Below are 25,157 nucleotides of genomic sequence, written 5' to 3'. Positions count from 1 at the left end.
GAGCGCAGGGCCAGACGGATCAGGGCTCGTGCTTGTCTGAGCCGCAGGCGAGTTTGCACGAGACCCCGGCTGGACCGAGCACCGCAGGGTGCCCGGAGCGCAGCGAAGGGCCGCAGACAGTAGGGTCGCCTTTCTTTTGCTTACTTTTCTTTGGCGAAGCAAAGAAAAGTGAGTAGCTGCCGGGCTACCCCCGGCCAGCAGGTGCAAGCAGTTGGCGCTCAAATCAGCAGCAATAAAGCCTGAATTTCAGGCCCAACCTCACCCCGCCCCGTGGCACTTCTTGTATTTCTTGCCGCTGCCGCAGTAACAGGGATCGTTGCGTCCGGGCGTGGCCTCGACCCGCACGGTTTCCACCCGCGGGCCCATGTTTTTCCATAACTCGCGCAGGTCGTACACCGCCCAGATGGCTTCGCCAAAGGCATTGAGCCGGGCAATGCTGGTGCTGGGCGTGCCTTCTTCGCTCAGAGGCGAGACTTCTGGCGTGGCGGTGTCGTCTTCGGTCATGGCGACCACGGCCTGCAGGGCGCCGTCCAGCCATTTGGCGGCGTCCTTGTCGCGCGGTGCCATCCACTCGTCGGGCCAGCTTTCCACGGCAAACATGAAGCCCAGCGCCCAGACCTGGGCAAAGGCCGGCAGGTCTTCGCCCTTGAAGGCGGCCTGCTCTTCGGGCGGCATGTCGGCGACGGCGCCGCGAATGTCCATCACCTCGGGGTGGTAGCAGTTGTCGTCTTCCAGCGAATCCACCTCGGAGTCCAGCGCCGTGGCGACTTCGTTCCAGCGCTGGTTCCAGAGTTCCAGAAAGCGCTCGCGTTGCGCGTCGCTGGCAAATGAGCCACCCTCGTCGTCGGGCGCTTCGCCCTCGGCGGGCGTGGCCAGCAGCACCGGCAGGTATTCGTCGGCGCCAATGGGGCGGCGCGAACACAGCACGGCGGCCATGAAGCCTTCACAAAACTCCCATTGCGGCGTTTCGTCGTAGCGGCTGCGCAGGTCGTCAAGAATGGTGTCGAGCTCGTCAAAGGCTTCGGACTCCATCAGGGGCTGCTCCAGCGCGGCGGCGGCCGGCAATTTGGCGGAGGTGGAGGGGGGAGTGGGGGGAAATGGCGTTTTCATGCGATACGGTCCTGAGCCTCCCGTGAGGCTCTGATAAGGTGGAAAGTGTATCTGCCTGGCTGCGGTCGCTGGCAGTTTCAGCGGCTGCAGGTCATCAGATTGCTATTGTTTAAAGAGCTGCCTGCGCTTGCACATCAAGGGCTAGCAGCCTTTTTTTCATAGAAAGAACATGTCTGTCCTTGCTCAGCAGCCGGCATTGCAGCGAGACCGCCAGGTCGATGAACTTCTGGTCGTCGGCATCGCTGCAGGTCACGCTGGCCTTGGGCGCCACCTCCGTCAGGCGGGCATGGCGGTCAAAACCAGCCAGCACGTCGTCCGCGCTCAGCTGGTAGAAATCCAGCCGCGGTGCCAGCTGCTTGTAGGCCAGCACGCGCTCCAGCTCGTCGCGCATGGGCTGGGTCGCCACCCAGTCGAGCTCGCCGGCGGCCAGCGCGGCCTTCAAGGGCAGGGAGGCCGCGTCGCTGAAGATGAACACATCGAGCACGATGTTGGTGTCCAGCACGATGGGCTGGCGTGCCTTGTCCGGCATCACGCTTGGGCGGGAGCGGCGTCGGCAGGCGGGCCTGCGGGCTTGCCCCGGGCCGAGCCGGCCACCATGTCAAAGCGGAACAGCCGGCATTCGATGGGGCCGTTCCACATCGGCACGCGGCGCGATTCTTTCAGGCGCATCTTGCTCGGCAGTTTGAGGTCTGGCGTCAGCACATGGGCGGTCCAGCCGGCGTAGTTTTTCTTCCAGTGCGCGGCCAGCTGCGGGAAGAAGTCATTGGCCTCTTCGCCCCAGGCGTTTTGTGCCTGCTCGCGGCCGGGGTTGGCCGAGCGGTCGCGCGGCGCCTCGTTCTCATAGCCGGCCTGCGTGCTCAGGGGCTGGCCGAACTCGTCCACGGGCTGGCGGCGCTCATCCCTTTGATGGCGGCCCTGCACACCGGTGATGCCGGCCACGCCCGCCACGTCGATGCGCTCGCCGTAAGGCGGGTTCACCAGCATCACGCCCGAGGGCGCGGGCGGCATGCGCTGCAGCGCATCACCGCCGCGAAACTGCACGGCATTGGCCACACCCGCGCGCTCGGCATTGCGTTCGGCGAAGTCCACCATGCGGAAAGACACATCGCTGCCGAACACCGGCGCCGTCGGCTCGGTGATGGCGGCCTCGGCCTGGTCCAGCAGGCCGTCCCAGACATGGGCCTGGAAGGGCAGGTATTTCTGGAAGGCGAACTTGCGGCTGATGCCGGGCGCGATGTTGCAAGCCATTCGAGCCGCCTCGATGGCGATGGTGCCGGAGCCGCAGCAGGGGTCGTAGAGCGGCACGCCCTGTTTGCATAGCTGGTCCCAGCCGCTGGCGGCAATCATGGCGGCGGCCAGGGTTTCCTTCAGCGGCGCATCGCCCTTGTCTTCGCGCCAGCCGCGCTTGAACAGCGGCTCACCCGAGGTGTCTATGTAGATGGTGACGGTGTCCGTGGTCAGGTGCACATAGATGCGCACATCTGGCCAGCGAGTGTCGACGCTGGGCCGCACGTCGTTGAACTTGTGGCGAAAGCGGTCGGCGATGGCGTCCTTGATCTTCAGCGCGGCAAAGTTCAGGCTTTGCAGCGGGCTGTGCTGGGCCGTGATCTCGATCTTGAAGGTCTGCTTGGGCGTGAACCAGATTTCCCAGGCCACGTTGGCCGCTGCGTTGTAGAGGTCTTGCTCGCTGCGGTACTGGTTGTGCTGCAGCTCGATCAGCACGCGCTGCGCCAGGCTGCTGTGCAGATTGAGCTGCAGCGCGTCGCGCCAGGAGCCCTGCAACTGCACGCCGGCGCGCCAGGCCTTGCCCTGAATGCCGGTGACACGCTGCACTTCGGTGGCCAGCAAGGCCTCCACGCCGGCAGCGCAAGGCAAAAATAATTGGAGTTGATTCATAAATAGGCTTTGAAAATTTGGCGTGAGGCCGGCCTGCAATGCTGCCGGGCGGCGACGTGAAAGTAAAGAGGGTGCAGGCGCTTACAGCGACTTGCGCAAGCTGGCGGGCGCGATGCGCAGGGCTTCGCGGTATTTGGCCACGGTGCGGCGCGCGCATTCAATGCCCTGCTCCTTGAGCATTTCCGAGATCTGATTGTCACTGAGCGGCTTGGTCAGGCTCTCGGAGCTGACAAACTGCTTGATCAGGGCGCGCACCGCCGTGCTGGAGGCATTGCCGCCGGTTTCCGTGCCCAGCGCCGAGCCAAAGAAATACTTCAGCTCAAAAGTGCCAAAGGGCGTGCTCATGTACTTGGCGGTGGTGACGCGGGAAATGGTGGACTCGTGCAGGCCCAGCTCGTCGGCGATCTCGCGCAGCACCAGCGGGCGCATGGCCAGCTCGCCATGGGTGAAAAAGTTTTTTTGCCGTTCAACAATCGCGCTGCTGACGCGCAAGATGGTGTCAAAGCGTTGCTGGATGTTCTTGATGAACCAGCGCGCCTCCTGCAGCCGCTGCTGCAGCTCCGCCCCGCCGTGGCCTCTGTGCTGCTTCAGGGCGCTGGCATAGATGTCGTGCACGCGCAGGCGCGGCATGACATCGCCATTGAGCGAAACCTTGAAACCCCGGCCCGACTTGACGACGATGACATCGGGCACGATCAGGTTGCGCTCGACGTTGGCAAAACGCCGACCGGGCTTGGGGTCCAGCCTGGCGATCAGGGCGATGGCACGTTTGAGCACGGCCTCGGGAAAACCGCACAGATAGGACAGGCGCTTGACATCGCGCTTGGCCAGCAATTCCATGGGCTGCTTGCAGATCGCGATGGCGGCGCGGGTGTCGTCGTTGTTTTTGCCGTCTAGCAGCTGCAGGCCCAGGCATTCGGCCAGGTTGCGCGCGCCGACACCGGCCGGCTCCATGTGTTGCAGCAGCTTGAGCGCCATGGCAAAGCGCTGCGCCAGCTCTTCGGCCGCTTCCAGATCGGCGCCGGCCAGGCCGGCGGCCAGTTCGGCCAGGCTGTCTTCCAGGTAGCCATCGTCATTGAGCGACTCGATCAGGAAGTACAGGGCCGCGCGGTCTTCCTCGGACAGCCGCAGGCTGAGCGCCTGGCGGTGCAAATGGTCTTGCAGCGACTCGTGCGCGCCGGTGAGGTCCGAGGCCTCGGCATCGCCCTCGTCCAGGTTGTTCTTGCGGGCCGGCGCGTCGCCGCCCCACTCGCTGTCGTCGGGCACGGACTCCACGGTGCCGTCACCGTCCCAGCTTTCCTCCAGCTTGGCTTCGGAGCTAGTCTCGACGCTGGATTCAGCATCATTTTGGCCTGTAGCGCCCGTAGAATCTGCGCCACCAGCTATCAGATCAGTAGCAAACTCCAATTCCTGGCTGTCCTGGCTGACCGGCGTGTCGGCCTGCTCCAGGCCGAATTCCTCGCGTGCGGCGCTCTCTTCGGCCAGCTCCAGAAAGGGGTTGTCGTCCAGCATCTGCTCGACTTCCTGGCTCAGCTCCAGGGTGGACAACTGCAACAGGCGTATCGACTGCTGCAGCTGCGGTGTCAGCGTCAGATGCTGCGAGATGCGTAATGACAGACCCGGCTTCATGCTGCCCCCACGCTCCCCGAGGGGGCTAGCCTGGCTTGGGGCGGCCCTGCGCGGCGTGCCCGTGAGTCCCTAGCCAGCAGGGGCCGGGAAACCAGCTTTGCCAGGCCGCAGGCGCCGTCCCCCGGAGCGGGAGAGGCCGCTACACGAAGCGAGCAAGCAACAGGGGGGAGCCAATCCTTCATCACATGCGGAAATGTTCGCCCAGATAGACCCGGCGCACATCGGCGTTTTCCACGATCTCTGAGGGCGTGCCGGTGGCCAGCACATGGCCGTCGCTGATGATGTAGGCGTGGTCGCAAATGCCCAGGGTCTCGCGCACATTGTGGTCGGTGATCAGCACGCCAATGCCGCGCGATTTCAGGAAACCGATGATGCGCTGGATCTCGATCACGGCGATCGGGTCAATGCCGGCAAAAGGCTCGTCCAGCAAGATGAAACGCGGCTGGGTTGCCAGCGCCCGCGCAATCTCGACGCGGCGGCGTTCGCCGCCCGACAAGGCCGGCGCCGGCGAGTCGCGCAAATGATCGACCCGCAAGTCTTTGAGCAAGGCATCGAGCCGCGCTTCAATGTCGGCGCGCCCCAGCGGCTTGCCAGCGGCGTCGCGCTGCAGCTCCAGCACGGCACGCACGTTTTCTTCCACCGTGAGCTTGCGAAAGATCGAGGCCTCCTGCGGCAGGTAGCTCAGGCCCAAGCGGGCGCGCAGGTGGATGGGCATGTGCTCGACCGACTGGCCGTCGATGGAGATTTCACCGGCATCGGCACGCACCAGGCCGACGATCATGTAGAACGAGGTGGTTTTGCCCGCACCATTGGGGCCCAGCAGGCCGACCACTTCGCCCTTTTTCACCGACAGCGAAACATCCTTGACCACCTGGCGGCGACCGTAGGATTTCTGCAAGCCCTGCGCCACCAGGCGGCTGGGCGTTGCGGCATCGGCCGCCGAAGTGTCAGTCACCACAGTCATCGCTTAGGGCTTCTTTCTATTTTTTCTCATTGCCCAGCGTCGTGCTGGAGCGCAGGCTGGGCAGCGGCCCGGTGGCAGGCGCGGCGGGCGGCGTGCCCGGTGCCGAGGCGGCTGCGCGTGGTGACAGCATGGCGCGAATCCGGCCGCTGGGGTTGGCCGCCGTGCGGTTTTGCGCGCCGCCATCGACGGTGAACACGTCGGTGTTGTTGTCATAAACAATCAGGCCGCCGGTGGTTTCGTCGACCAGCGTGGCGCCGTTGTAGCGGCGCACCACGGCCCGCTTGATGAACTTGACCAGATCGGCGCGGCTGTCGTATTCGATACGCTCGCCCTCGCCCTCTATGTATTCGTCAACGCCATCGCGCTTTTTGCGGTAGTAGGCCAGCTTGCCGGGCTCCGCTATGGCAATCGCCAGCTGGTAGCCCTCGGGGTCTTGCGAGACATCGACCCGCGCGCCGCGAACTATGGTCGTGCCCTTGGTGATAACCACGTTACCCGTGAAGACGCTGGTTTGCTTCAGGTCGTCATAGCGCAAGGCATCGGCCTCGGCATTCATGGGCTTGTCGCGGTCGGCTTTTTCGGCCGCCGCCGGAAACACGGCTCCCGCCGCCAGAGCGGCTGTAACGATCAGGGAGAAAAACAGGTGTTTCATAAGGCACGAATCTTGCTGGCTTGGAGAGTTTGACGATTGTAGCGATGCCGGCTGCGGGAATCGCCAGAAGGAAACATTTGATCCATGAAAAAACCCGCCGGTTGCGGGCGGGTTTTTGGATAGCACGGTAAAGCCAGCCGCCTGGCTCGGCTTACTTGGCCTTGCCGCGGGACTGCGCAATCAGCGCATCGGTGACCTGCAAAGCGCGCGCCAGGGTTTGTGCCTGTGTGCCGGAAGTGAAGTAACGGCCATCAATGCCCAGGGCCGGCACGCCGTCCACGGCATAAGCGTCTTGCAGCTGGGTGGCCTTGCGCACCTTGGTGCTGACCGAAAACGAGTTGTACATTGCGACAAACTTGGCCTTGGCAATGCCCTGCTTCTCGGCCCAGGCCGCCACCTGTTCGGCCGTGTTGAGCGACTGCTTTTCCACATGAATGGCGTAAAACACTTTTTTATGCAGCTCCTCGACCTTGCCCATGCCTTCGAGGACAAAGTACAAGCGCTGCTGCGGTTCGAAATCAGGGCGGAAGGCCACCGGCGCGCGCCGGATGCTGACATCCTTGGGGACTTTTTTCGCCCAGGCATCGAACTGCGGCTCAAAAGCATTGCAGTGCGGGCAGTTGTACCAGAAGAACTCCACCACTTCGACCTGACCCGCCGACGCCTCGACAGGCGCCCGTTTGCCAAGCGTCAGGTAGTCGCTGCCATCTTTGAAGGCGGCGGCCTGGGCTTGCGCTGCGGTGGGCAGCACAGCGGCGCCCAAAGTGGCAGCGGCTGCCACGGAAGCGGCCGAAAGCGAAAATTCACGTCGTTGCATCAATTTTTCTCCTGGAATTACGGGGGTAACTAAGTTGTTGGTGTCACAGGGGCCCTGCCCCGCCAGGGGTTGGATGCCCAAGTTGGAAAAAGTTCCGTCGGCTTAGCGCTGCACCCGGACCAAGGCCGTTTCTATGGAGATGTTGTCCAGCCGCTCCTTGACCTTGTCGGCATCGTCCTTCTTGTCAAACGGCCCCACCCGCACGCGGTAGACGGTGCGGCCCGATTGTTCGCGCTCACTGACTTTGGCCTGCATGCCCAGCAGCAAGAGCTTGGCGCGCTGCTGCTCGGCATCCTCCGGGGTGCGAAAGGCCCCCGCCTGGATGAAGTAGCTGAAAGGGTCGGCGCTCGCAGTGGACAGCGTAGCCTCTGCCTTGGTCTTGGCCTTGACCAGATCGCCCAGCGGGTCAGCCGAGACGGCGGGCTTGGCCGGTACCGCCGGTGCTGCCGGTTTGGCAGCGGCAACCGCAGACGCCGGCGCCTTGGGCACCGTCACCACCAGCGGGGGTGGCAAGGTGACGCCCTCGGGCACGGTCACAGGGCTGACTTCCGGGGTAACTACCGGTTTGGCGAGGGGTTTCCCGGCCAGCGGTGCATTCGGGTTCCAGTCCTTGTTTTTCTTGGCTTCGGCGGCATCGCTGTCGGGATTGCGCGGCTGGCTCTTGTTCATGAAGGGCACAGGCACCTTGGTGATGTAAACCGCCACGGCCAGGGCGGCGCCCAGGCCGACCAGCGCGCCAATAATCAAACCCAGCAGGGTTCCGCCTCTTTGTTTCGTCATACTTGCCCGACTTCCTTGCCGACTCTGATGGTGGGATGGGTGGATTTACATTTTGCGGGGCGCACTGACGCCCAGCACCGCAAGGCCATTGTGCAACACCTGCGCAGTGGCGGCGACCAGTGCCAGCCGCGCCAGCTTGACCGCCTCTTCGTCCACCAGAATCCGCTCGGCGTCGTAGTAGCTGTGATAGCAGGCGGCCAGCTCGCGCAGGTAAAACGCCACGTCGTGCGGCGCCAGGCCATTGGCGGCATGGCCCAGCATCTCGGGGTATTTGGCCAGCAGCAGCATCAGCGCCTGGGCCTGCGGGCTGGTCAGGGCCGACAGGTCCACATCCTTGAGGCGATTTTCGTCGCCGCCCTGGGCCGCCCAGGTGGTCAGGATGGAGCAGATGCGGGCATGCGCGTACTGCACGTAGTAGACCGGGTTTTCATTGTTCTTGGCCAGCGCCAGGTCAATGTCAAAGATGTACTCGGTATCTGGCTTGCGGCTGAGCAGGAAAAAGCGCACGGCGTCGGCGCTGGTCCACTCGATCAGGTCGCGCAGGGTGACATAGCTGCCGGCACGCTTGGAGATCTTCACCTCTTCGCCGTTGCGCACCACGCGCACCATGGTGTGCAGCACATAGTCGGGATAGCCCTGGGGAATACCGGCATCCGCCGCCTGCAGCCCGGCGCGCACCCGGGCAATGGTGCCGTGGTGGTCCATGCCCTGGATGTTGATGGCCTTGGCGAAACCGCGCTCCCATTTGGCCAGGTGGTAAGCCACGTCGGGCACGAAGTAGGTGTAGCTGCCGTCGCCCTTTTTCATGACGCGGTCTTTGTCGTCGCCGTAGTCGGTGGACTTGAGCCACAGCGCGCCGTCCTGCTCATAGGTCTTGCCGGCCGCCGTAAGTTTGGCCACGGTGGCCTCGACCCGGCCCGAGCTGTACAGGCTGGACTCCAGGTAATAGTTGTCGAACTTGACCGAAAAGGCCTGCAGATCCAGATCCTGCTCATGGCGCAGATAGGCCACGGCGAACTGGCGAATCGAGTCCAGATCCTCAATGTCGCCGGAGGCGGTGAATTCACGGTCGTCGGCGTGTACCGTCTTTTTGGCCAGAAAGTCGGCAGCGATGTCGGCGATGTAGTCGCCGTTGTAGGCCGATTCGGGCCAGGCCGCATCGCCCGGTTTCAGGCCTTTGGCGCGCGCCTGCGTACTGGTGGCCAGGGTGTGAATCTGCACGCCGGCGTCGTTGTAATAAAACTCGCGCCAGACCTGGGCGCCCTGGGTGGCAAACAGGTTGCAGATGGCATCGCCCAGGGCGGCCTGGCGGCCATGGCCCACATGCAGCGGGCCGGTCGGGTTGGCCGAGACGAACTCGACAATCATTTTGCGGCTGCTGTCGGCGGCTTGCTTGCCGTACTGGGCACCGGCTTGCAGCACCTCGCGCACGGTTTCCTGCTTGGCGGCGGGCTTGAGCCGGATGTTGATGAAGCCCGGGCCGGCGATCTCCACCGCATCGACCCAGTGCTCAAAGGCCGGGGCCTGCAACAGCAGGGCGCGCAGGTTTTCCGCCGTCTGGCGCGGATTGAGTTTGAGTGGCTTGGCCAGCTGCATGGCGGCGGTGCAGGCGAAATCGCCGTGGGCCGCCACCTTGGGGGATTCAAAAGCCGCCTTGTCGCCGGCGCCGGGAGAGAGTTCGTCAAGCGCGACGGCCAGGGCCGCAAGCAGGTCTTTTTTAATCGTGAGCATGGCCGGATTTTACGGTTAAGCCGGGCGCCGGCCTCCCCGCCCCGGTGGGCGGTCATCGGATTTGCCCGCCACGGCGTTATGTGTTGGAATTCCAGCCGGAACTCAATCCCTGTTCCTCAAACTCTTTATTGGAGCCACCATGACAAAGCTGCTGTCCCTGATCGCCGTCACGTTTGCCTTCGCTATGGGTCTCTCGCCCCTGGCCCAGGCCGCCGACGCACCAGCCAAAACCGCCCAGCAAAGCAAAATGACCACCTGCAACAAGGACGCCGAGGGCAAAAAGGGCGATGAGCGCAAGGCTTTCATGAAGGAATGTCTGAGCGCCAAAAAGGAAGTGGCCGCACCAGCGACCCAGCAGACCAAGATGAAAACCTGCAATGTTGACGCCAAGGACAAAAAAGGCGACGAGCGCAAGGCCTTCATGAAAGAGTGCCTGAGCAAATAAGCTTCTAAGGGTCAAGCGCCCGCACCGACAGCCTGCAAGCTTCTTGCAGGCTGTTGTCGTTTCAGCGCCGGCACCACCAGCCGGCCAAGCAAAACACTCTCAATTTAATAGCTGTCTGCGCCTGCTGGTATTACGCCAGAGCCTTGTTTTATGCCCAATCAGCGGCCCAACGGCCTCAGGGCTGCAGCAGACGCTCGCGCGCCGCCTGCTTGATGACTTGCGTCAGGCGCTGCGCCGCCAAGGGCTCGCGGGCCCAGTGCTGCCAATAAAGCATCACGTCCACCGGATGCCCCGCCCACACTTCCTGTAGCGCCAGGCGATCGGGGCGCGCCGCCGCCAGCACATCGGGCACCATGCCCCAGCCCATGCCCAGCTCCAGCGCCAGGTCAAAGCCATCGACCGCCGGCACGAAGTGGCGCGGATACTGGGCATCGCGCAGATTGAAATGCTGCGCCAGATAGGCATCTTGCAAGCCATCCTTGCGATTGAAGATCACCGCCGGGCTGCGCAGCAGGCGCTTGGCCAGCGCCATGCCGCCGGTGGCTGCGGCCGGCCCCCACTGGGCGATCAGCGCCGGCGCAATCATGCAGCGGTAGCGCATCACGCCCAGGGGCTCGGCGACGCAGCCCTGCATGGCCCGCGCCAGGGTGGTGACGCAACCGGTCACCTCACCGCTTTTCAGCGCGTCATGGGTGTGGTCCTGGTCATCCACCACGATGTCCAGCAGCAAGCGGTGCTGCTGCAGCGCCCCGACCACGCCCGGCAAAAACCAGCCCGTCAGCGAGTCCGCATTGACGGCCACGCTCAGGCTTTGCATGCGCCCGGCCCGGCCGGCGCCGCCGCCCTGCCAGTTGGCCAGCAGGTCGGCCTCCATCAGGCGCAACTGCTTGACGTGACCCAGCAGGGCCAGCCCGGCGGGCGTGGCACGCAGCTGTTTGCCGCGCACCAGCAGCCTTTGCCCCAGCGTGTCCTCCAGCGACTTGATGCGCAGCGACACCGCCGCCAGCGTCAGGCTGAGGGCTTTGGCGGCCGCGCCAAAGCTGCCGGATTCAATCACGGCGGCGAGCGCATCGAGTTGGCGGGCATCGAGCATGGACAAATCAAGTTTTTATTAATAAATGTTAATTCTATTTAATTTTGTTTAATTTTTATGCTTTTTTTATGACACTCATGGCAAGCCAGCAGACCCAAGCCCCCAGGGCTGCGGCCTTTAGTCCTCAACACCTTCCAGCCCATCTCCCATCCGCGTCATGAATCTGTTCACCGCTCCGGCCTTCTTCTCCGGCCTGGCTTTAAGCCTGTCTCTCATCATGGCCATAGGCCCGCAAAACGCTCACGTCATGCGCATGGGCCTGCGGCGCCAGCATTTGTGGCTGACGATTGCCGTCTGCGTGCTGACCGACATCGTGCTGATCACCCTGGGCATCGCCGGACTGGCGCAACTGGGCGGCCTGTCGGGCAAGCTGATGGGGGCGCTCACGGGCGCGGGCTCACTGGTGCTGATGATTTATGGCGCCCAGGCGTTTCGACGCTTTTTGCAGCCCGCCGCCCCGTCCGAGCTGAATGCAGATACGGCACAGGACCCGGGCATGTCGCGCCGCCAGGCCATAGGCGTGGCGCTGGCCATGTCCTGGCTCAATCCGCACGCCTGGCTGGACACCGCCGTGCTGATGGGCAGCGCCTCGCTGGCCTACGCCCAGCCCGACAACGCGGTGTTCGGCCTCGGTGCCATCACCGGCTCGCTGCTGTGGTTTAGCGCCCTGGGTCTGGCCATGTGGGGCCTGGGCGCCCGCCTGAACTCACCGGGCATCTGGCGCGCACTCGACGGCCTGGTGGCGCTGATGATGTGGGGCACCGCGCTGTGGCTGCTGGCGGGCCTGTTCTAGGTCGGGGAGGTGCCCCAGAACTCGGCCTGGCCGTAGTGATGCTTCAGGAAATCTATCCATAACCGCACCCGCAGCGGCAAATGCTTGCGCTGCGGAAACACGGCATAAATGCCATTCGGCGGGGCGGCGAAATCCTGCAGCAGCGCCACCAGACGGCCGGCGGCAATTTCCGACTCCACCTCCCAGGTGCTGCGCCAGGCAATGCCGTAGCCGGCCAGGCACCAGTCGTGCAAGACCTGGCCGTCGGAGCAGTCCAGCGGGCCGCCCGGTTTCAGGTACACCAGCTCGCCGTCTACCGTGAATGCCCAGCCCCGGGTTTGCGAGGCATCGCTAGACAAGGTCAGGCAATCGAATTTAGCCAGCTCGCCGGGGTGCTGCGGCGTGCCGTGGCGCTGCAAATAGCGCGGCGTGGCGACGCACAGGCGCCGGTTGTCGGCCATGCGCACGCTCACCAGCGAGGAGTCCGGCAGGTCGCCGACCCGCACCGCGCAGTCGAAACCTTCGCCGGCCAAGTCCACCACCCGGTCGCTCAGATTCAGCGAAATCGTCACCTCGGCATGCTGCTCGCGAAATTTGGTGACCAGCGGCGCCACATGGCGGCGGCCAAAGCCGGCCGGTGCCGTGATGCGCAAATGGCCGCTGGCCTTGACGCCGCCGGCGGAAACGCTGGCCTCGGCATTGGCCAGATCGGCCAGCAGGCGCTGGCAGTCTTCCAGAAAGGCGCTGCCCTCGTGCGTCAGGGCGATGCGCCGGGTGGTGCGCACCAGCAGCTTGACGCCCAGCCGCTCCTCCAGCGCATCCAGGCGCCGGCCCATGATGGCGGGCGCTACGCCCTCCGCCCTGGCGGCCGCCGTCAGGCTGCCACGAGCTACTACCGACACAAAGGATTCCAGCTGCTTGAGTTTGTCCATGGCCGATTATGGCAATAAATGTTTGGAATCAAGCCACATCAGCCCTTGATTCCAGCAAATCAACCGCGCTTGCCCGCCTTGCGAGCAAGCTCAGCCATTTTTCGATACACTCTTGTTTCGAAACTAAACCGTTCCGTATATCCAATGACCCCAGTCCCTGCAACACCCTCTCCCGGCCGCCCGCGCGATGCCGCGCTGGACGCCAGCATCCTGCACGCCGCCATGGAACTGCTCGGCGAGAGCGGCATGGCGGCCGTCACCATGGAGGCCGTGGCGCAGCGTGCCGGCGCCGGCAAGGCTTCGCTGTACCGGCGCTGGAAGTCCAAGGACGAATTGCTGGCCGAGGCGCTGACGCTGTACTCGCCCATAGATGTGGAGGTAGACACCGGCTCGCTGCGCAACGACCTGGTGCAGCTCTACGCGCACTACTACGGCATCGGCAACCATGTGATGCAGGCCGCGGTGCAGGAGATGCTGGGCAATGTGCGCCAGCACCTGGTCTGGACCGCCAAAGTGGCGCCGGAGCGGCTCACCGCGCGGCGCGCCAATGTGCTGGCCTTGTTCGAGCGGGCCATCGGGCGCGGCGAAATCGCTGCGCCGGCGGAGATGGAGGACTTGCTGGACGTCGTGCCGGCCATGATTTTGCACCGCTACAACACCCGCTCCCAGCAGGTCACGCGCGCTTCCATAGAGCACCTGGTGGACGCCATGGTGATGCCCATGCTGCGCCCCGCAGCGCCAGAAGAAAACGCCATGAAACCATGAGCGCTGCGCCCGTGGCTGCCACGCCGCCGGCCCCGGCCAGTGACCTGTGGCAAAGCCTGAGCTTTATCGCGGTGGCTTTGCTGCTGGGTCTGACCCAGGGCCTGGGCGTCAACCTGGTCAATTCCAACCTCAGCGGCATACAGGGTTCGCTGGGCGCCACCGCCACCGAGGCCAGCTGGCTCACCACCGCCTATTTCGCGACCAACCTCTCGGCCACGCTGCTGCTCACCAAGGTGCGCTACCAGTACGGCCTGCGCTGGTTCGCCGACATCGTGATCGGTCTTTACCTGTTGCTGGCGCTGGCTCATTTGTTCACGCAGCAGCTGGGCTCGGCGATGGTGGTGCGCGCCGCGCTCGGTCTGGCGGCCGCGCCCATCAGCAGCCTGGCGGTGCTCTACATGATGCAGGCCTTCCCGCCCGCCAAGGCCATCGTCGGCGCCTTGCTCGGTTTTGCCGCGCTGCAGCTGGGCGGGCCGCTGTCGCGCATCATTTCTGAAGACCTGCTGCAAAACGGCCAGTGGCTGGGGCTGAACTTTGTCGATGTCGGGCTGGCCTTTCTGTGCCTGGCCGCGATCAATGTGGTGCGCCTCAAGCCCATGCCCACGCAGCAGATGTTTGCACGCGGCGACGGCATCGTCTTCGCCCTGTATGCCACCGCACTGGCGCTGCTGTGCGTGGTGCTGACGCAGGGCCGGCTGCACTGGTGGAGCGACACGCCCTGGCTGGGCGTTTGCCTGGCAGGCGCCGTGCTGTGCTTTGGTCTTTACGTCGCCATCGAGCTGCAGCGCGACAAGCCGCTGCTGGATCTGCGCTGGCTGAGCAGCCCCTTCATGCTGCGCTTCATGGGCGCGATTTTGCTGTTCCGTGTTGTGCTCTCGGAGCAGACCATAGGCGCGGTCGGCCTGATGAACACGCTGGGCTTCACCAACGACCAGATGCACCCGCTCTTCGTCTGGGTCACGGTAGGCACGGGGGTGGGCTTTTTGCTCGCGCTTCTGGCCCTGCCCAAGCGCCGCTTCGCACTGCTGGGCGACATCGCCCTGGTGCTGATCATGGCCGCCGCCTGGATGGACGGCCAGTCCACCGTGCTGACGCGGCCGCACGATCTCTACCTGTCGCAAACCCTGCTGGCCGTGGCCAGCGCCATGTTCCTGGCCACGGCCCTGCTGCAGGGCTTTGGCCATGTGGTCGCGAGCGGCATGAAAAACCTCATCAGCTTCATCGCCGTGTTCAGCGGCGGCCAGGCGCTGGCGGGCCTGGTCGGCCAGGCTTGGCTGTCCACCTTGCTGGCCGAGCGCCAGCGCCTGCATTACGGCCAGCTGGTCGAGCACCTGCAGTTGTCCGATCCGCAGGTCGCGCAGCGCCTGGCGCAGCTGGGCGGCGCTTATGCCTCCACCCTGAACGACGCTGCCGCGCGCGGCAACCAGGCGCTCGCCCTGCTCAGCCAGCAGGTCACGCAGCAGTCTTATGTGATGGCCTACAACGACTTGTTCCACACGGTGGCGCTGACCTCCACGCTGGGCTTTCTGGTGTTTGCCGGCATCAAGACCCATCGCTGGCACCGCGCGCGGCGCCACACCACGGCGGCGACTGCCCTCTCTTCTTCCTGATCGACCTCTACCATGACTTTTCTAAACAAAACCCTGCGCGCCCGCGGCACCTGGATCGTGCTGGCCGCCACGCTCGCCTGCCTGGGACTGATTCTTTACGCCTGGCGCCTGCCGCCTTTCCACACCGGCACCGAGTCGACCGAGAACGCCTATGTGCACGGCATGGTCACCATCGTCGCGCCCAAGGTGGACGGCTATGTGGCCGAGGTCAGGGTGCAGGACTACATGGCGGTGAAGGCCGGCGAGGTACTGGTCAAACTCGACGACCGCAGCTACCGCCAAAAACTGGAGCAGGCGCGCAGCAGCCTGGCCGCACAGGAAGCCAATCTGGCCAACACCGTGCAGGCCAGGCGCGCCCGCGAAGCCGCCATAGGCAGCACGCAGGCCCAGATTGCCGGCGCCGCCGCCCAGTTGGCCAATGCCAGGGCCCAGTTGCAGCGCGCCCAGGCCGACATGCGCCGCGCCACGCCGCTGGCGCAGGACGGCTCGCTGTCGCAACGCGAACGCGACCAGACCGAAGCCGCGCTGCACCAGGCCGAAGCCAGCGTGAAGCAGGCCGAGGCCAGCGCCCAGCAGGCCCAGGCCGGCAAGGCCGTGGCCACGCAGGATTTGCAGACCGTGGTGGTGAACCGCGACGCCGTGCAGGCCGGCGTAGCCGCCGCCCGCGCCGCCGTCAAACTCGCCGAGATTGACCTGGACAACACCCAGATCCGCGCACCACGCAACGGCCAGGTCGGCGAGGTCGGCGTCAAGCTCGGCCAGTACGTCACACCCGGCACCCAGCTGATGGCGGTAGTGCCGGCGCAGGTGTGGATAGTGGCCAACTTCAAGGAGGCCCAGACCGCCCGCATGGCGCCCGGCCAGACGGTGCGCTTTCACGTCGATGCTTTGGCCGACGCCGAACTCACAGGCCATGTAGAGCGCCTGTCGCCGGCAACCGGTTCGGAATTCAGCGTGATCAAGCAGGACAACGCCACCGGCAACTTCACCAAGATCCCGCAGCGCCTGTCGGTGCGCATCGCCGTTGATCCGGATCAGGCCATGGCGCAGCGGCTGCGCCCCGGCATGTCGGTGGTGGTGGACGTGGACACTCGCGCCGAAGCCCATCCGGGCAGCACGGAAAATCACTCATGAAATCGCCGCTGCTGACCTGTGGCGCGCTGGGCCTGGCCGCCGCCCTGCTGCTGTCGGCCTGCGGCAGCACGCCCAACGCCGCCATGCCGGCACTGGCCCTGCCCACGGCCTGGCAAACCACGTCCAATGTGCCAGCCGGCGCGGCGCTGCAAGCCGGCTGGTGGCGCGCCTTTGGCGACCCGGCGCTGGATACGCTGGTGGAGCAGGCCCTGGCCCACAACACCGATTTGCACATTGCCGCCGCCCGCGTGGCCGAGGCGCGCGCGCTTGGCGAAGCACAGCAGGCCGCCAGCGGCCCCAGTCTGGACCTGGGCGCCGGCCTGCAGCGCAGCCGCAGCATCAGCGCCGCGACCGGCAGGCCTTATGACGCCAGCGTGTTCCAGCCGCAGTTCCAGGCCGCCTATGAAGTCGACCTGTGGGGCAAGCTGGGTGAGCTGAACCGCGCCGCCGCCGCCCAGTTGCAGGCCAGCCAGGCCGCACGCGACAGCGCCGCGCTGAGCGTGGCGGCCAGCACTGCTGCGGCCTACATCAATCTGCGCGGTCTAGATGCCCGGTTGGAAGTGGCGCAGCAGACGCTGGCCGCACGCGCATCGGCGCTGCAACTGGCGCGCTCACGCCAGCAGCGCGGCTACAGCTCGGCGCTGGAAACCCAGCAAAGCGAAGCCGAATACCGCGCCACCGCGCAAGCCATTCCGCAACTCGCCCTGGCGATACGCCGCCAGGAGCATGGGCTCAACGTGCTGACCGGCGCCGCGCCCGGCGCTGTGCCGCGTGGGCTGGCGCTGCAAGCCTTGCAGTTGCCGGCCCTGCCAGCCACCGGCTTGCCGTCCGAGCTGTTGCGCCGCCGCCCCGACCTGGCGGGCGCCGAAGCGCAGCTGGCCGCCGGCGATGCGCAATTGGCGGCCGCGCGCGCCCAGTTGCTGCCTGCGCTGCGCCTGTCGGCCAGCTTGGGCGGCATCAGCTCCAGCGCACTCACGGGCAACCCCTTCACCTTGTGGGGCCTGGGCGGCAGCGTGCTGGCGCCACTCTTTGATGGCGGCCGGCTGCGGGCGCAGGTCGGCGCCTCGGATGCGCGGCGCAAGCAGGCGCTGGCCGGCTATGAAAAAGCCGTGCTGACGGCCTTTGCCGAAGTCGAGGACCAGCTCACTGCTGTGGAAGAGCTGGGGCGCCAGGGCGTGGAGGTGCAGGCGCAGCGAACGGCGCTGCAAGAGACACTGCGCATCGCCAGCAACCGCTACCGCGAAGGTTATGCCTCCTACCTCGACGAGCTGGACGCCCAGCGCAACCTGTTCAGCGCCGAGCAAAGCGCGCTGCAGCTGCGCGCCGACCAGCTCGCGGCGCAGATCGGCCTGTACCGCGCGCTGGGCGGGGGTTGGTCGCCTGTTTATGCATCAAACAAGGCTCTATCCCTTGCCACACAAGCGCCAACAGCTATCAATTAAGAAGCAAAGCGTCACAGGGTGTCGCCTGACATGACCTTGCTGGCTTTGAGCCGGGCGATGTCCACCTCGCTGTAGCCGACTTCTTTGAGCAATGCCTGGCTGTGCTGGCCCAGCGTGGGCGGCTGCAGGCGGATTTGCGGGCGAGCGCCGTCCAGCGTGAAGGGCATCAGCGGCACCTTGGCGGTGCTGCCGTCGTTCATGCGCACGGGCGCCAGGCCGCCGGTGGCGTTGAGGTGCGGGTCGTCGAACAAGTCTTGCGGCTTGGTGATGGGCGCAAACGGCAGCTCGTTTTTTTCAAACACGGCGCTGAGTTCGGCCGCGCTATAGGGCGCCAGGTGCGAGCGCAGCTGGGGCATCATCCAGTCGCGCGCCAGCACGCGGTCGTTGTTGCTTTTGAGGCGCGGGTCGGCCAGCATCTCCGCCAGGCCGAAGGCCTTGCAGAAAATCGCCCACTGCTTGTCGCTCACCGCGGCCAAAAAGATTTGCTCGCCGTCCTTCACGGTAAACACGTCATACACCGCCCAGGCCGAGATGCGGCTGGGCATGGGGTCGGCGGCCTTGCCGGTGGCGGCGAACTGCATCATGTGCTGCGCCACCAAAAACACATTGTTCTCGAACAGCGCCGACTGCACCTCGCAGCCCTTGCCGGTCAAGTCGCGCTGGCGCAGCGCGGCCATGGCGCCAATGGCACCAAACATGCCGCCCATGATGTCGTTGACGCTGCTGCCGGCGCGCAGCGGATCGCCGGCGCGCCCCGTCATATAGGCCAGGCCGCCCATCATCTGCACCACCTCGTCGAGCGCCGTGCGGTTTTCGTAAGGGCCGGGCAAAAAGCCCTTGTGGCTGACATAGATGAGGCGCGGATTGAGCTTTTTCAGCGTCTCGTAGTCCAGGCCCAGCTTTTTCATGGTGCCGGGCTTGAAGTTCTCGCTGACGATGTCGGCGGTGGCGATCAGGCGCAGCGCGGCCTCCACGCCCTCGGGCTGTTTCAGATCCAGCGCAATGCTTTTCTTGTTGCGGTTAAAGGTCGGAAAAAAGCCCGAACCCGAGCCCAGCAGGCGGCGCGTGCTGTCGCCCTCCAGCGGCTCGACCTTGATGACCTCGGCGCCCAGGTCAGCCAGCAGCAGGCCGCAGGTCGGGCCCATCACCATGTGGGTGAACTCGACGACGCGCACACCGGCGTAAGGCAGCGGCACCGCGCCGCTAGCGCTGTGCGCTGCTGCAGGTTCGGCAGGCGCAGCTGGTAACGTGAGACTGGCGCCAGTCACAAAGCCCCTGGGCAAGCCGGCCTCTGGCGTCATGCCGTGCAGCGGCTCGCCCGGCAAACCCGCCCGTAGGGGCGCGCGCGCTGCCATGAGTTTTTCAAGATCGACCCCGGTGCGCACGCCCATGGCCTCGAACATGAACACCAGGTCTTCGGTAACGACGTTGCCCGAGGCGCCGGGCGCGTAGGGGCAGCCGCCCAGCCCGCCCAGGGAGGCATCGAAAGTGCGCACCCCCTCCTCGTAGGCGGCCAGGCAGTTGGCCAGCCCCAGCCCGCGCGTGTTGTGCATGTGGGCCGCGCCCGCATGGCGGCCAATTTCGGCGCGCAAGCGCCTGAACAGGCGGCGCACCTGCGCCGGATTGGCGTAGCCGACGGTATCCGACAGGCCGACCTCGTCCGCACCGGCCGCCACGCATTGCGCCGCCAGCCAGATCACCTCGTCCTCGGCCACCTCGCCCTGCAGGGTGCAGCCAAAGGCGGTGGAAATGCCCACTTCCAGCAGGGCGCGGGGCGCAACACTGGCGCGCAGCTCGGCGATGGCGCGCAACTCCTCCACCATGGCCTCGCGCGTCTTGCGCACATTGGCCAGCGAGTGCGCGGCGCTGGCCGACACCGGCATGGTGAGCTTGTGCGCGCCCGCAGCCAGCGCGGCCTCGGCGCCGCGGCGGTTGGGCACCAGCGCCATCACGTTGAGGCCGGGCAAGGTGATGGCGTGGCGCACCACCTCGGCGGCGTCCGCCATCTGCGGCAGCAGCTTGGCCGGCACAAAGGAGGCGACCTCGATCTCGCGCAGGCCAGACGCATAGAGCGCATCAATCCAGCGCAGCTTGTCAGCCGTCGGCATGATGGAGGCGACCGACTGCAGACCATCGCGCGGCCCGACTTCACTGATCAAGACCTGGGAGCTAGGGGTGCTTGCATTCACAAAAATAATTCCATAAGATAGAACAAGGTTCTTTAGAATGAAATATTCGCGGATTAGCCCGCGCTTGTCAAGCCTACCCACGCCATCCCAAGGACAGCCATGCCCCGCAAAGCCCAGACCGAATCCGTGGCCGACCGCCATGCCGCGCCCGGCGGCGCCGCCGCGGTAGACCGTGCCGTGAGCCTGCTGTCGGCCTTTCGCCTGGGCGAGGCCTCGCTGACGCTGTCCGAACTGGCCGCCCGCACCCAGTTGTACAAGAGCACGGTGCTGCGCTTGCTGGCCTCGCTGGAACATGCGCGGCTGGTGCGGCGGCTGGAGGGCGGCGGCTACGCGCTGGGCAGCGAAGTGGCGCGGCTCAACGCGGTCTACGCCGCCTCGTTTTCACTGGACCGCGCCGTCATGGCGGTGCTGCGCGAGCTGGTGGCCGTCACCCGGGAAAGCGCCGCCTACCATCTGGTGCAGGGCCAGGGCGCCGAAGCGGTGCGACTGTGCCGCTACCGCGTGGACTCGCCCCAGCCGGTGCGCGACCATCTCCAGGCGGGCGACCTGCTGCCGCTGGATCGCGGCACTGGCGGCCGGGTGTTGACGGCTTTTGGCCCCCAGACGGCCGGCACCCTGACGGCGCGGGACAAAAAACTGTATGCCGAGATCCGGGCCCAAGGCTATTTTTCGGCCACGGGCGACCGGCTGGCGGGCGTGGCCGGGATTTCCGCGCCTGTATTCAAGGCCGACGGCAGCCTGGCCGCCGCCCTGACCCTGACCATGCCGGCCGAACGCTACGACCAAGCGCATGTGCAAAAGGTGCTGGCAGCGGCCCGCCAATTGAACGGCCTGGCCTGAGCCGCTTACGAGTCCATGCTCTTAAATTACCTGCATAAATGTCACCAATAAAACGATTTGTCGTTAATCAATAGCGGTCCACATATCAAATAAAGTAGCGGGATGGAAAAAACCCGCGCCAGCTCGCCCCCAGCTATTCGCGCCGTGCTGTTTGACGCCTATGGCACGCTGTTTGACGTCTACAGCGTGAACCTGGCGGCCGAGCAGTTGTTCCCCGGCCATGGCCAGGCCCTGGGCCTGTTGTGGCGCGACAAGCAGATCGAATACACGCGGCTGGTGACCACCTGCGACCATGGCGCGCACTACCAGCCCTTTTGGGCGCTGACCCGGTCCGCGCTCGTTTACGCTATCAAAAAGATAGTTATCAGCGCCCGTAACGATTGGGTTGCAGCCGGATTTGATGCCAAAGTCGAGCAGCTGATGAACCAATACCGGCATTTGTCGGCGTTTCCGGAAAACCGCGAGGTGCTGCAGGCCCTGAAAGCACGCGGCCTGGTCACCGGCATTTTGTCCAATGGCGATCCGTCCATGCTGGCCGTGGCCGTCAAATCCGCCGGACTGGAAGGCCTGCTCGATCATGTGATCAGCGTCGACGCCATCCGCAAATACAAAACCCATCCCGACGCCTACGCGCTGGGCCCGCAGGCCACCGGGCTGGCGGCGCGGCAAATCGCCTTTGTCAGCTGCAACAGCTGGGACGCGCTGGCCGCCACCTGGTACGGCTACCAGACGCTCTGGGTCAATCGCTACCAGCTGCCCTTCGAGGAACTGGGCACCCCGCCCAGCTACAGCGGCAGCAGCCTGCGCGACGTGCTGGCCTTGCCCGGTCTGGCACCCCTGCCGGGAGCATCCGCATGACACCCCTAGACATCCTCCTGATAGGCGCTGGCGGCTTTGCCGCGGGCGCGGTCAACGCCATCGCCGGCGGCGGCACTTTTTTCTCGTTTCCAGCCATGCTGGCCGTCGGCTTGCCCCCGGTGGCGGCCAACGCCAGCAACTCGGTCGCCCTGTGGCCGGGCAGCCTGAGCAGCGCCTGGGCCTACCGGCTCGAGCTGTCGCGCTACAAGCGCTATCTGCTGCCCATGGGCCTGGCCTCGCTGATAGGCGGCGCCGTCGGCGGCATGCTGCTGCTGGCCGCCGGTGACGCGCGCTTTGCCGCGCTGATTCCCTGGCTGCTGGCCTTTGCCACCTTGCTGTTTGCCTTCAGCCCGCAGTTATCGGCCGCCCTGAAGCGCGTGCGTCCGGCCGCGGAAAAAATCGCCCAGGCGCAGCACGACGCCGGCTCGCCCATAGGCTGGGCGGTGCAGTTGCTGGTGTCGATTTACGGCGGCTTTTTTGGCGCCGGCATGGGCATATTGATGATGGCCAGCCTGGCGATTGGTGGCCATGAAGACGTGCAGCACATCAACGCGCTGAAGAACCTGATGTCGGCGCTGATTTACAGCGTCACGGTCATGACCTTTATTGTTGCTGGCGCGGTGAGCTGGCAGCACACGCTGGTGATGCTGCTGACCGCCAGCCTGGGCGGCTATTGGGGCGCCAGCATGGCGCGAAAAATCCAGGGCCCGTGGCTGCGCCGCATGGTGATTGCCGTGGGTGGCGCACTCACGCTTTATTATTTTTACAAGTCGCTGGGCTGAAGCCAGGCGTTTGCTTTTTACGCGCATCCATTTCCATTTTTAAAAGGAGTCTTTCATGACCAGCCCGACCCAACGCACCACCAGCCACGGCCTGCAGGTGGCGACCGAACTCTACCGTTTCATTGAAGACAAGGTGCTGCCCGGCACCGGTGTGGCCAGCGACAAATTCTGGACCGGCTTTGACGCCATCGTCGCCGAGCTGGCGCCGAAAAACCTCGCCCTGCTGGCCGAGCGCGACCGCCTGCAGAGCGAGCTGGACGGCTGGCACAAGGCCCATCCTGGCCCCATCACCGATATGCCCGCCTACCGTGCGTTTCTGGAAAAAATCGGCTACCTGGTGCCGCAGCCGCAGGCAGCCACCATCACCACCGCCAACGTCGATGCCGAACTGGCGCTGCAGGCCGGGCCGCAGCTGGTCGTGCCCATTCTGAACGCGCGCTACGCCCTGAATGCCGCCAACTCGCGCTGGGGCTCGCTCTATGACGCGCTGTATGGCACCGATGCAATTCCAGAAACCGATGGTGCCGAAAAAGGCCGGGGCTACAACCCGCTGCGCGGCGCCAAAGTGATTGCCTTTGCGCGCAACTTCCTGGATCAATCGGCGCCTCTGGCCAGCGGCTCGCACAAGGATGCGACCGGCTATAGCGTGGAAGGCGGCAAGCTGGTGGTGGCCCTGGCCAGCGGCAGCACCGGCCTGGCCGATGCCACGCAATTCATCGGCTACCAGGGCGACGCGATGGCACCTTCGTCCGTGCTGCTGCAGCACAACGGCCTGCACATAGACATCACCATCAACCGCAGCACCACCATAGGCCAAAGCGATGCGGCCGGCGTCAGCGACCTGGTGATCGAATCGGCGCTCTCCACCATCCTGGACCTAGAAGACTCGGTGGCCGTGGTCGATGCCGAGGACAAGGTGCTGGCCTACGGCAACTGGCTGGGCATATTGCAGGCCACGCTGACCGAGGAAGTCAGCAAGGGCGGCAAGACCTTCACGCGCGGCCTGAACCCGGACCGCGTCTACCTAGGGGCGCAAGGCGGCGAAGTCACGCTGCACGGCCGCTCGCTGATGTTTGTGCGCAATGTCGGCCACTTGATGACCAACCCGGCCATCCTCTATGACGGCGGCAAGGAAATCCCCGAAGGCATCATGGACGCGGTCGTCACCGTCACCATCGCCATGCACGACTTGAAGCGCCAGCACCAGCCCGGCATCAAGAACTCGCGCACCGGCTCGGTCTACATCGTCAAGCCCAAGATGCACGGCCCGGCCGAAGTCGCCTTTGCCGCCGAGCTGTTTGGCCGCGTCGAAGCGTTGCTGGGCTTGAGCCCCAACACCGTCAAGCTGGGCATCATGGACGAAGAGCGTCGCACCAGCGTCAACCTCAAGGCCTGCATTGCCGCGGCCGGCGCGCGCGTGGCCTTCATCAACACCGGCTTCCTGGACCGCACCGGCGACGAGATGCACAGCGCCATGCAGGCCGGCCCCATGATCCGCAAGGGCGACATGAAGACCAGCGCCTGGATTGCCGCCTATGAGAAAAACAATGTGCTGGTCGGCCTGAGCTGCGGCCTGCGCGGCAAGGCGCAGATCGGCAAGGGCATGTGGGCCATGCCAGACCTGATGGCCGCCATGCTGGAGCAGAAAATCGCCCACCCCAAGGCCGGCGCCAATACCGCCTGGGTGCCCAGCCCCACCGCCGCCACCTTGCACGCGCTGCACTACCACCAGGTGCTGGTGTCCGACGTGCAAAAAGAGCTGGAAAAAATCGACGCCAACGCCGAGCGCGACAACTTCCTGAACGGCCTGCTGCAGATTCCGGTGACGGCCACGCCCAACTGGAGCGCCGCCGAGAAACAGCAGGAACTCGACAACAACGCCCAGGGCATTCTGGGCTATGTGGTGCGCTGGATTGATCAGGGCGTGGGCTGCTCCAAGGTGCCAGACATCCACAACGTCGCGCTGATGGAAGACCGCGCCACCTTGCGCATCAGCAGCCAGCACATGGCCAACTGGCTGCACCACGGCGTGGTGACCAAAGAGCAAATCACCGAAACCTTCGAGCGCATGGCCGCCGTGGTGGACAAGCAAAACGCCGGCGATGCGCTGTACAAAAACATGGCCGGCAACTTCGACAGCTCGGCGGCTTACAAGGCGGCTTGCGATCTGGTGTTCAAGGGCTTGGTGCAACCCAGCGGCTACACCGAGCCCTTGCTGCATGCCTGGCGCTTGAAGGTCAAGGCCGGCACGGCCTAAACGGGGTTAGCCTAATAGCTATTAATTTGATAGCTTCTTGCGCAGACTCACCAAGGGCTAGCGCTTGATTTGATTCATAAATGCAAAAAACGGCGCCCCAGGGCCAATGCCAGTCAGTTAAGAGCTGACTGGCATTTTTTTGATGGGTACTTGCTGCGGGTGGATCGCTTGACCTCGCGTGGGAAGCTGCGATCAGGGCGGCGCGGCGGCAGCACAAAGTAACGAGCCTGATCGAGCAGCAGTTGCAAGTGCTTTGGCAAAGTGCCTGCTCGCGCCAGATGCACGGTGTTCAAGGCTCCCATGATGGCGTGCTTGGCCGTATGAAAGCTGATCCTCAGTGGTGCCACACCCACGTGCTCAGCCATCAAACGCATCCACCGCCGAAGCAGTGTATGGGCGAGTAACACGCCCCAGACCTCTTGCATCACTAATTCTGGCTGCTTGCTGCGCAGCACGCCT

General features: G+C 64.9%; 22 protein-coding genes and 2 pseudogenes. 10 read left to right on the top strand and 14 right to left on the bottom strand.

From position 1 onward, the window contains the following. Positions 1-258 precede the first annotated feature (258 nt). The 9 genes from BM160_RS20885 to argS all read right to left on the bottom strand — a co-directional run bounded on the left by BM160_RS20885 (position 259) and on the right by argS (position 9,579). On the bottom strand, positions 259-1,110 hold the full coding sequence (locus BM160_RS20885; RefSeq protein ID WP_369821812.1) for a UPF0149 family protein: 852 nt from the start codon (positions 1,108-1,110) through the stop codon (positions 259-261). Between the two features lie 109 nt (positions 1,111-1,219). Then, positions 1,220-1,639: a putative toxin-antitoxin system toxin component, PIN family gene (locus BM160_RS20880; RefSeq protein WP_092008091.1), complete on the bottom strand. Its 420-nt coding sequence runs from the start codon at positions 1,637-1,639 to the stop codon at positions 1,220-1,222. Continuing rightward, on the bottom strand, positions 1,639-3,006 hold the full coding sequence (locus BM160_RS20875) for a THUMP domain-containing class I SAM-dependent RNA methyltransferase (RefSeq protein WP_092008090.1): 1,368 nt from the start codon (positions 3,004-3,006) through the stop codon (positions 1,639-1,641). Before BM160_RS20875 ends, BM160_RS20880 begins: the two co-directional genes overlap by 1 nt. Positions 3,007-3,087: 81 nt before the next feature. Then, positions 3,088-4,635, bottom strand: coding sequence for an RNA polymerase factor sigma-54 (locus tag BM160_RS20870; protein WP_092008089.1), 1,548 nt, complete (start codon positions 4,633-4,635; stop codon positions 3,088-3,090). Between the two features lie 181 nt (positions 4,636-4,816). Further along, positions 4,817-5,599, bottom strand: a complete 783-nt coding sequence (lptB, locus tag BM160_RS20865; protein WP_092008088.1) for an LPS export ABC transporter ATP-binding protein — start codon at positions 5,597-5,599, stop codon at positions 4,817-4,819. A 16-nt stretch (positions 5,600-5,615) separates the two neighbouring features. Next, positions 5,616-6,251 carry a lipopolysaccharide transport periplasmic protein LptA gene (gene lptA, locus BM160_RS20860; protein ID WP_092008087.1) on the bottom strand — a complete coding sequence of 212 codons (636 nt, stop codon included), beginning with the start codon at positions 6,249-6,251 and terminating at the stop codon, positions 5,616-5,618. A gap of 151 nt (positions 6,252-6,402) precedes the next feature. After that, positions 6,403-7,068 (bottom strand): thiol:disulfide interchange protein DsbA/DsbL, encoded by a 666-nt coding sequence (locus tag BM160_RS20855; protein ID WP_092008086.1) that lies wholly within the window; start codon positions 7,066-7,068, stop codon positions 6,403-6,405. A gap of 102 nt (positions 7,069-7,170) precedes the next feature. Further along, positions 7,171-7,848, bottom strand: coding sequence for an SPOR domain-containing protein (locus BM160_RS20850; protein WP_092008085.1), 678 nt, complete (start codon positions 7,846-7,848; stop codon positions 7,171-7,173). A gap of 45 nt (positions 7,849-7,893) precedes the next feature. Beyond that, positions 7,894-9,579 carry an arginine--tRNA ligase gene (argS, locus tag BM160_RS20845; RefSeq protein WP_092008084.1) on the bottom strand — a complete coding sequence of 562 codons (1,686 nt, stop codon included), beginning with the start codon at positions 9,577-9,579 and terminating at the stop codon, positions 7,894-7,896. A 139-nt stretch (positions 9,580-9,718) separates the two neighbouring features. On the opposite strand from argS, the gene BM160_RS20840 reads away from it, so the two are divergent. After that, the gene (locus BM160_RS20840; RefSeq protein WP_092008083.1) at positions 9,719-10,024 is read left to right on the top strand and encodes a PsiF family protein; all 306 of its coding nucleotides are present in this window, start codon (positions 9,719-9,721) and stop codon (positions 10,022-10,024) included. A 175-nt stretch (positions 10,025-10,199) separates the two neighbouring features. On the opposite strand, the gene argP is transcribed toward BM160_RS20840, so the two are convergent. After that, complete coding sequence (gene argP / locus BM160_RS20835) at positions 10,200-11,117, bottom strand: HTH-type transcriptional regulator ArgP (RefSeq protein ID WP_092008082.1); 918 nt, start codon at positions 11,115-11,117, stop codon at positions 10,200-10,202. Between the two features lie 157 nt (positions 11,118-11,274). On the opposite strand from argP, the gene BM160_RS20830 reads away from it, so the two are divergent. After that, positions 11,275-11,910, top strand: a complete 636-nt coding sequence (locus BM160_RS20830) for a LysE/ArgO family amino acid transporter (RefSeq protein WP_092008081.1) — start codon at positions 11,275-11,277, stop codon at positions 11,908-11,910. On the opposite strand, the gene BM160_RS20825 is transcribed toward BM160_RS20830, so the two are convergent. Beyond that, entirely contained in the window at positions 11,907-12,821 is a 915-nt protein-coding gene (locus tag BM160_RS20825) for a LysR family transcriptional regulator (RefSeq protein ID WP_092008080.1), read from the bottom strand. The genes BM160_RS20830 and BM160_RS20825 overlap by 4 nt on opposite strands. A gap of 144 nt (positions 12,822-12,965) precedes the next feature. Here BM160_RS20825 and BM160_RS20820 point away from each other — a divergent pair, with 144 nt between their 5' ends. The 4 genes from BM160_RS20820 to BM160_RS20805 are packed head-to-tail and all read left to right on the top strand — an operon-like array spanning position 12,966 to position 17,772. Continuing rightward, positions 12,966-13,586, top strand: coding sequence for a TetR/AcrR family transcriptional regulator (locus BM160_RS20820; protein WP_177219107.1), 621 nt, complete (start codon positions 12,966-12,968; stop codon positions 13,584-13,586). Further along, on the top strand, positions 13,583-15,196 hold the full coding sequence (locus tag BM160_RS20815; RefSeq protein ID WP_092008078.1) for an MFS transporter: 1,614 nt from the start codon (positions 13,583-13,585) through the stop codon (positions 15,194-15,196). The genes BM160_RS20820 and BM160_RS20815 overlap by 4 nt, the downstream gene beginning before the upstream one ends. Before the next feature lie 12 nt (positions 15,197-15,208). Further along, positions 15,209-16,330: an HlyD family secretion protein gene (locus BM160_RS20810; RefSeq protein WP_092008077.1), complete on the top strand. Its 1,122-nt coding sequence runs from the start codon at positions 15,209-15,211 to the stop codon at positions 16,328-16,330. Beyond that, entirely contained in the window at positions 16,327-17,772 is a 1,446-nt protein-coding gene (locus tag BM160_RS20805) for an efflux transporter outer membrane subunit (protein WP_092008076.1), read from the top strand. Before BM160_RS20810 ends, BM160_RS20805 begins: the two co-directional genes overlap by 4 nt. Positions 17,773-17,783: 11 nt before the next feature. Here the strand turns inward: BM160_RS20805 and BM160_RS23020 are convergent, their stop codons facing one another. Next, positions 17,784-18,968 carry a CaiB/BaiF CoA transferase family protein gene (locus tag BM160_RS23020; protein ID WP_255369027.1) on the bottom strand — a complete coding sequence of 395 codons (1,185 nt, stop codon included), beginning with the start codon at positions 18,966-18,968 and terminating at the stop codon, positions 17,784-17,786. 156 nt (positions 18,969-19,124) lie between these two features. Further along, a pseudogene (locus BM160_RS23015) lies at positions 19,125-20,102 on the bottom strand (hydroxymethylglutaryl-CoA lyase); the annotation flags it as partial. Between BM160_RS23015 and BM160_RS20795 the strand changes: the two are divergent. The 4 genes from BM160_RS20795 (at position 20,061) to BM160_RS20780 (ending at position 24,698) form a co-directional block, all read left to right on the top strand. Then, positions 20,061-20,801: an IclR family transcriptional regulator gene (locus BM160_RS20795; protein ID WP_092008074.1), complete on the top strand. Its 741-nt coding sequence runs from the start codon at positions 20,061-20,063 to the stop codon at positions 20,799-20,801. The pseudogene BM160_RS23015 and the gene BM160_RS20795 overlap by 42 nt on opposite strands. Positions 20,802-20,903: 102 nt before the next feature. Further along, positions 20,904-21,659 carry a haloacid dehalogenase type II gene (locus BM160_RS20790; protein WP_092008073.1) on the top strand — a complete coding sequence of 252 codons (756 nt, stop codon included), beginning with the start codon at positions 20,904-20,906 and terminating at the stop codon, positions 21,657-21,659. Then, positions 21,656-22,441: a sulfite exporter TauE/SafE family protein gene (locus BM160_RS20785; RefSeq protein WP_092008072.1), complete on the top strand. Its 786-nt coding sequence runs from the start codon at positions 21,656-21,658 to the stop codon at positions 22,439-22,441. Before BM160_RS20790 ends, BM160_RS20785 begins: the two co-directional genes overlap by 4 nt. 55 nt (positions 22,442-22,496) lie before the next feature. After that, complete coding sequence (locus BM160_RS20780; RefSeq protein WP_092008071.1) at positions 22,497-24,698, top strand: malate synthase G; 2,202 nt, start codon at positions 22,497-22,499, stop codon at positions 24,696-24,698. 113 nt (positions 24,699-24,811) lie between these two features. On the opposite strand, the pseudogene BM160_RS20775 reads toward BM160_RS20780, so the two are convergent. Beyond that, positions 24,812-25,157, bottom strand: a pseudogene (locus BM160_RS20775) (DDE transposase); the annotation flags it as partial.

It is taken from the genome of Polaromonas sp. OV174, from assembly GCF_900112285.1.
Taxonomy (GTDB): domain Bacteria; phylum Pseudomonadota; class Gammaproteobacteria; order Burkholderiales; family Burkholderiaceae_C; genus Polaromonas.
Note: the sequence above shows the minus strand (reverse complement) of the source record. Positions and strands in the feature narration are given on the sequence as shown.